Annotated in this window: 4 protein-coding genes and 1 pseudogene; 3 read left to right on the plus strand and 2 right to left on the minus strand. The window is 70.3% G+C overall.

What is annotated here, in order from left to right; all coding sequences use genetic code 11:
• Positions 1-104: 104 nt before the first annotated feature.
• A complete protein-coding gene (locus ABZ796_RS27575; RefSeq protein ID WP_357341371.1) occupies positions 105-995 on the minus strand; it encodes a M15 family metallopeptidase in 891 nt (296 codons plus the stop codon).
• Positions 996-1,055: 60 nt separating this feature from the next.
• Here ABZ796_RS27575 and ABZ796_RS27580 point away from each other — a divergent pair.
• Both ABZ796_RS27580 and ABZ796_RS27585 read left to right on the plus strand, forming a co-directional pair.
• Positions 1,056-1,246 (plus strand): annotated as a pseudogene (locus ABZ796_RS27580) (MerR family transcriptional regulator); the annotation flags it as partial.
• Positions 1,247-1,273: 27 nt separating this feature from the next.
• Positions 1,274-1,519, plus strand: coding sequence for a hypothetical protein (locus ABZ796_RS27585; RefSeq protein ID WP_357341373.1), 246 nt, complete (start codon positions 1,274-1,276; stop codon positions 1,517-1,519).
• Here ABZ796_RS27585 and ABZ796_RS27590 read toward each other — a convergent pair.
• Complete coding sequence (locus tag ABZ796_RS27590) at positions 1,476-2,486, minus strand: aldo/keto reductase (RefSeq protein WP_357341372.1); 1,011 nt, start codon at positions 2,484-2,486, stop codon at positions 1,476-1,478. The genes ABZ796_RS27585 and ABZ796_RS27590 overlap by 44 nt on opposite strands.
• Before the next feature lie 189 nt (positions 2,487-2,675).
• On the opposite strand from ABZ796_RS27590, the gene mfd reads away from it, so the two are divergent.
• Entirely contained in the window at positions 2,676-6,188 is a 3,513-nt protein-coding gene (gene mfd, locus ABZ796_RS27595) for a transcription-repair coupling factor (RefSeq protein ID WP_357341374.1), read from the plus strand.
• Positions 6,189-6,331: the final 143 nt, after the last annotated feature.

Genomic DNA, 6,331 nt, shown 5'->3' on the forward strand with positions numbered 1-6,331 from the left:
CAGGTCGAAGGCCTGGCCCGGGATGACCATGGTGGCGCCGTGGGTGATGCACTCGACACGCCTTCGCCTAGCGGCTCCGGCGGCTCGACCAGCGGTGCCGGGGGTCAGGTGCCGTTCTCGCTGAAGTGCTGGTAGTCCTTCAGCGAGTTCCAGTCGCCGCCCCACTCCCAGCCGATGTCAGCGAAGGCCTGGACGACCACGTCGTCGCGGTGGATCATCCCGGGCGCCGTGCGGGACCGGTCCAGATACCAGCGGGCGAGCTCGGGGATGACGCGGTCGCCCTTGACGTACGGGTTCTGGAAGGTGTTGATGTCGATCGCCAGGCCGTAGGCGTGCTGGGAGAACGAGGTCTGGCCCACGGAGGGGCGGCAGACGAAGCCACCGGTGCCGTTGCCGTCGCCGGTCGGCGGCGCATCCAGAGCCGCCTTGGTGGTGATGTCCATCTGCTCGATCGGGAACCTCGCCTCGTAGAGCCGCCGGAAGACCCCGACGACGTCCTCGGCGACCCGGGCATTGATCAGCATCTCGCCGGTGTGGCGGGCGCCGTCGAAGCCCCAGAACGTCATCCGTACCCAGGCCAGCTCCTGCCGGGAGACCGGACACCCCGGCACCCAGGTCGAGCGCGCGATCACCTCGTCCGGGGCGACGTCGACCTCGGCGGCGAAACCGTCGCCGGGAAGCATCGGCAGCATGTCCGGCAGCGTCCACGCCCGGTTGCGCAGTTCCGGCGGCGTCGGCCCGGCGATCCCGTACCCCTCCGCGTCCTCCTTCAGCACCCGGGTGCCGAGCCACGCCGGCGGCACCGACCCCGGCTCCGGGGCGACCGGAGAAGAAGACGAAGGTACGTCGCTGGGTGACGGCTCCACCGACACCGAGGGTGAGGCACTGGCTGTCGGGCTCGGCGAGGCTTCCGGCGCTCCGCCGCACCCACTCAGCGTCAGCCCGAGGACGACCAGCCCGGCAACGGCCGACTCCACGGCGTACGTCCTCTTCACCCTCTCAACGTAGCCGAACCCGCTTGACTTCGAGTGCACTCCAACCCGGACACTGGAGTTATGACGACGCAGGCGCACAGCACCGGGAGCACTGGGCTCAGCACCGGACTCAGCATCGCCGAGGTGGCCGCGCGGACCGGCCTGACCGCGCACACGCTGCGCTACTACGAGCGTGACGGGCTGATGCTCGGGTCGGCCGTAACGGGTCGGGCCACCGCGCCTACACCGAGGGCGACCTCGGCTGGATCACGCTGATCACCAGGCTGCGCTCGACCGGGATGCCGATCCGGGAGATCCGTCGCTACGCCGAGATGGTCCGCGACGGCACGGGCAACGAGGAGACCCGCCTCGCCCTCCTGCGTGCACACCGCGACCGGGTGCGCGCGCAGTTGGAGGAGACGGCCGCCCATCTCGATGCGATCGAGTTCAAGGTCGCCTACTACGCCGCGGCCGTGGGCGAGACCGACCCCGACGCCGAGCTCATCGCCCAGCAGCGTCGAGCCGAGCCCTCTGCTCCTCGCTGAGCTCCAGGTCCACCGCCGCCAGACTCTCGTCGAGCTGGGCGACGGACGAGGCTCCGACCAGCGGGATCACCGGAAGGGCGTCACCGAGCATCCATGCGAGCACGACCTGGTTGCGGGTCGCGCCGGTCTCGGCGGCGACGTCGTCGAGCACCGCGAGGCGCGCGGTCGTCCCGGGGTGGTCGTAGGCGGGATCGAGCGACTTCGCGGGGTTCGTGTAGGCACCGCTGAGCAGCGGCGTGTAGGCCACCAGCGTCAGCCCCGCCGTCGCCCTCAGATAGGCGAGCAGGGAGGCGTCGGCCACGCCGATCTCGCCGTCCACGGAGAGCCGCCGGTCGGGGATGTCGGTGCGCATCCGCAGATAGGTGTGGTGGTACTGCAGCACGCTCGGCCGGGCTTCCTCCGGGTTGACCGTCCGCGCCCGCTCGACCTGCCAGGACCAGTGGTTGCTCAGCCCGAACTGGCCGATGACACCGTCCTTCACGAGGGCGGCGAAGCCGGCGGCGTACTCCTCCAGCGGGACGCCGTTCATGTCCGGCACGTGCGCGTAGTAGAGGTCGAGCCGCTCGACACCGAGCCGTTCGCGGGAGCGGTCGGCCTGCTCGCGTACGTTCGCCGGAGCCAGTCCCTCCCAACGACGCGTGCGCTGATTGGCCCACCCGTTCTCGACGGGCTCGACGACGTCGGTGGGGCGCGCGCCGACCTTGGTGGAGATGACGAGCTCGTCGCCGATCCCGCGGTCTCGGCGCCACTGCCCGAGCACGGTCTCGCTCTCGCCGCCCTGGGTGCCGTTGGCCCAGTAGGCGTAGTTGTTGGAGGTGTCGACGAAGGTGCCGCCGGCCTCGACGAAGCGGTCGAGGATGTCATAGGAGGTCGAGACGTCCGTGTCCGTCCCGAACCGCATCACGCCGAGCGCGAGCTTGCTGACGCGCCGCGATCCGGCGCCTGATCCGATGGTCGTATATCTCATGCGATCCACGCTCCGGCCTCGCATGCGCTCGAAGTCAAACGTCTTTACACACGTCTTCTAGACTGGGGCCCAGCACCCCCTGTTCTTCCGGCCGGGGGCTCTCGTGCATGCCGTATCCCTTTGGAGTCACTCGTGATCCTCGCCCCGCTCGCCGATCTCGTCCTGCGCGATCCCGCCCTGAGCGAGGTGATGGCGGAGGCCAAGGGCGGCCGGATGCTGGCGCTCGACGTCACCGGACCGGAGGCCCTGCGCCCGTTCGTGGTCACCGGTCTCGTACGCCAGGAGCGCACCGTCCTCGCGGTCACCGCGACCTCGCGCGAGGCCGAGGACCTGGTCAACGACCTGACCGACCTGCTCCCGCCCGACTCGGTCGCCTACTACCCGAGCTGGGAGACGCTGCCGCACGAGCGCCTCTCCCCGCGTAGCGACACCGTGGGACGCCGGCTCGCGGTGCTCCGCCGGCTGCGCCACCCCGACGTCGACGGCACCCAGGGCCCCCTGAAGGTCGTCGTCGCCCCGGTCCGCAGCGTGCTGCAGCCGCAGGTCAAGGGCCTCGGCGACCTCGAGCCCGTGGAGCTGGTCAAGGGCCAGGAGGCGAGCCTCGACGACGTCGTCGTGAAGCTCGCCGACGCCGCCTACTCCCGCGTCGACCTGGTCGAGAAGCGCGGCGAGTTCGCCGTCCGGGGCGGCATCGTGGACGTCTTCCCGCCGACCGAGGAGCACCCGGTCCGCGTGGAGTTCTGGGGCGACGAGGTCGACTCGATCCGCCACTTCGCGGTCGCCGACCAGCGCGCCATCCCGGCCGAGCACGGCGGCGAGACCGACCGCCTCTGGGCGCCGCCGTGCCGCGAGCTCCTGCTCACCGAGGAGGTCCGGGACCGGGCGCGAAAGCTGGGTGAGGACCACCCCACCCTGATCGAGCTCACCGACAAGATCGCCGCCGGGATCGCGGTCGACGGCATGGAGTCGCTGGCGCCTGCGCTGGTCGACGACATGGAGCTGCTGATCGACCTGATTCCCGAGGACAGCCACATCCTGCTGCTCGACCCCGAGCGGATCCGCAGCCGTGCCCACGACCTGGTCGCCACCGCCGAGGAGTTCCTCGGCGCCTCCTGGGCCGCCGCGGCCAGCGGGGGAGTCGCCCCGATCGACCTCTCCGCGGCCTCCTACCGCGACCTCGCCGACGTACGCGCCCACGCCATCTCCCAGGGCAAGCCGTGGTGGTCGGTCAGCCCGTTCGGCCTCGACGACGACGCGGATCTCGCCGATCCGGACGTCGTCGGCGTCCCTGCCCGCAAGATCGACTGGCAGCCGGCGAAGGCCTACCGCGGCGACACCGCCGCGGCGCTGGCCGACATCGAGCGGTGGCGCGACGACAGCTACCGCGTGGTCGTCGTCCAGCCGGCCCACGGCACGGCGCAGCGTACGGTCGAGGCGCTGGGGGAGCGCGACATCCAGGCTCGGCTGGCAGAGGGGGACCCGGAGGACGCCAAGCCGGTCCACAAGACCGTCACCGTCATCCATGCCCGCCTGACCCACGGCTTCCTCGACGAGGCCAGCCAGCTGGTCGTGCTCACCGGCGAGGACATCTCGGGCCAGAAGTCCTCGACGCGCGATATGGTGAAGATGCCCGCGCGCCGCAAGAAGCAGATCGACCCGCTCGAGCTCAAGCCCGGCGACTACGTCGTCCACGAGCAGCACGGCGTCGGGCAGTTCATCGAGATGAAGCAGCGTGAGGTGCAGGGCGCGACCCGCGAATACCTCGTCCTGGAGTACGGCGCCTCCAAGCGGGGCGGACCGCCCGACCGGCTCTACGTCCCGGCCGACGCGTTGGACCAGGTCACCCGCTACGTCGGTGGCGAGCAGCCGAGCCTGGACCGGCTCGGCGGCGCCGACTGGCAGAAGCGCAAGGCCCGGGCCCGCAAGGCGGTCCGTGAGATCGCTGCCGAGCTGATCAAGCTCTACGCCGCGCGGCAGGCGACCAAGGGCTTCCAGTTCGGCCCCGACAACCCCTGGCAGCGCGAGCTCGAGGACGCCTTCCCGTTCCAGGAGACCGCCGACCAGCTCGCGGTCATCGACGAGGTCAAGCAGGACATGATGCGGCCGGTGCCGATGGACCGGCTGGTCTGCGGTGACGTCGGCTACGGCAAGACCGAGATCGCGGTCCGGGCGGCGTTCAAGGCGGTCCAGGACGGCAAGCAGGTCGCCGTGCTGGTGCCGACGACGCTGCTGGTCTCCCAGCACCTGTCGACGTTCATGGAGCGGATGTCGGGCTTCCCGGTCAACGTACGCGGGCTGTCCCGGTTCCAGACCGACAAGGAGGCCGCCGAGGTCATGGCCGGCCTCGCCGACGGCACGATCGACATCGTGGTCGGCACCCACCGACTGTTCAACAAGGACATCCGGTTCAAGGACCTCGGCATGATCGTCGTCGACGAGGAGCAGCGCTTCGGCGTCGAGCACAAGGAGGCGATGAAGCGCCTGCGCACCTCCGTCGACTTCCTGTCCATGTCCGCGACCCCGATCCCACGCACCCTGGAGATGTCGATCACCGGCATCCGGGAGATGTCCACGATCACCACGCCGCCCGAGGAGCGACACCCCGTCCTGACGTACGTCGGTGCCTACGAGGACCGCCAGATCGTCGCCGCGGTGCGCCGTGAGCTGCTCCGCGAGGGCCAGGTCTTCTACATCCACAACCGGGTCAACTCGATCGAGAAGGCGGCCGCGCGGATCCGCGAGCTGGTGCCCGAGGCGCGGGTCGCGGTCGCCCACGGCCAGATGAACGAGAAGCAGCTCGAGCAGGTGATGGTCGACTTCTGGGAGAAGGAGTTCGACGTGCTGGTGTGCACCACGCTGGTCGAGTCGGGCCTGGACGTCTCCAACGCCAACACGATGATCATCGAGCGGGCGGACACGCTGGGACTCTCGCAGCTCCACCAGCTCCGCGGCCGCGTCGGCCGCTCCCGCGAGCGGGCCTACGCCTACTTCCTCTACCCGGGCGAGAAGCCGCTCACCGAGACCGCCCACGAGCGCCTCGCCACCCTGGCGCAGCACTCCGACCTCGGTGGCGGCATGGCGATCGCGATGAAGGACCTCGAGATCCGTGGCGCCGGCAACCTGCTCGGTGGCGAGCAGTCCGGCCACATCGCCGACGTCGGCTTCGACCTCTACGTACGACTGGTCGGCGAGGCCGTCGCCGAGTTCAAGGCCGGCCCCGACGGTGCTGCCGAGGAGCTCAACGAGGTACGCATCGAGCTCCCCGTCGACGCCCACCTGCCCCACGACTACATCCCCTCGGAGCGGTTGCGGCTGGAGATCTACAAGCGTCTGGCCGAAGTCCGCTCCGACGAGGACGTGGAGTCCGTCGCCGCCGAGCTCCTCGACCGCTACGGCAAGCCGCCGGCCGAGGTCTCCTCCCTGCTCCAGGTCGCCCGCTTCCGCGCCCGCGCCCGTCAGGCCGGCGTCTCCGAGGTCACCCTGGCCGGCAAGAACGTACGCTTCCACCCGGTCTCGCTGCCCGACTCCCGGGTCGTCCGCCTCAACCGGATGTACCCGAAGTCGCTGGTCAAGCCGCAGCTGGACACCATCATGGTCCCGCGCCCGGTCTCGTCCGGATTCCCCGCGAAGCCGCTGGACGGCCCCGACCTCCTCGACTGGGCCCGGGTGGTCATCGACGCGATCATCGACCCCCTCACCTGACCCTCCCTACGCCGAGTCGGCTCGTTCTGACCGCATTCGTCGCCGAGTCGGCTCGTCATCTCGTGCCGGCCAGGGCGTACGTCGGGCATGGATGCTCCTCGAGAAAGAAGGAGCCGGGCGGCATGCGGGTAGCACTCGAGAGC

The organism is Nocardioides sp. NPDC047086 (assembly GCF_040643685.1).
GTDB lineage: Bacteria > Actinomycetota > Actinomycetes > Propionibacteriales > Nocardioidaceae > Nocardioides.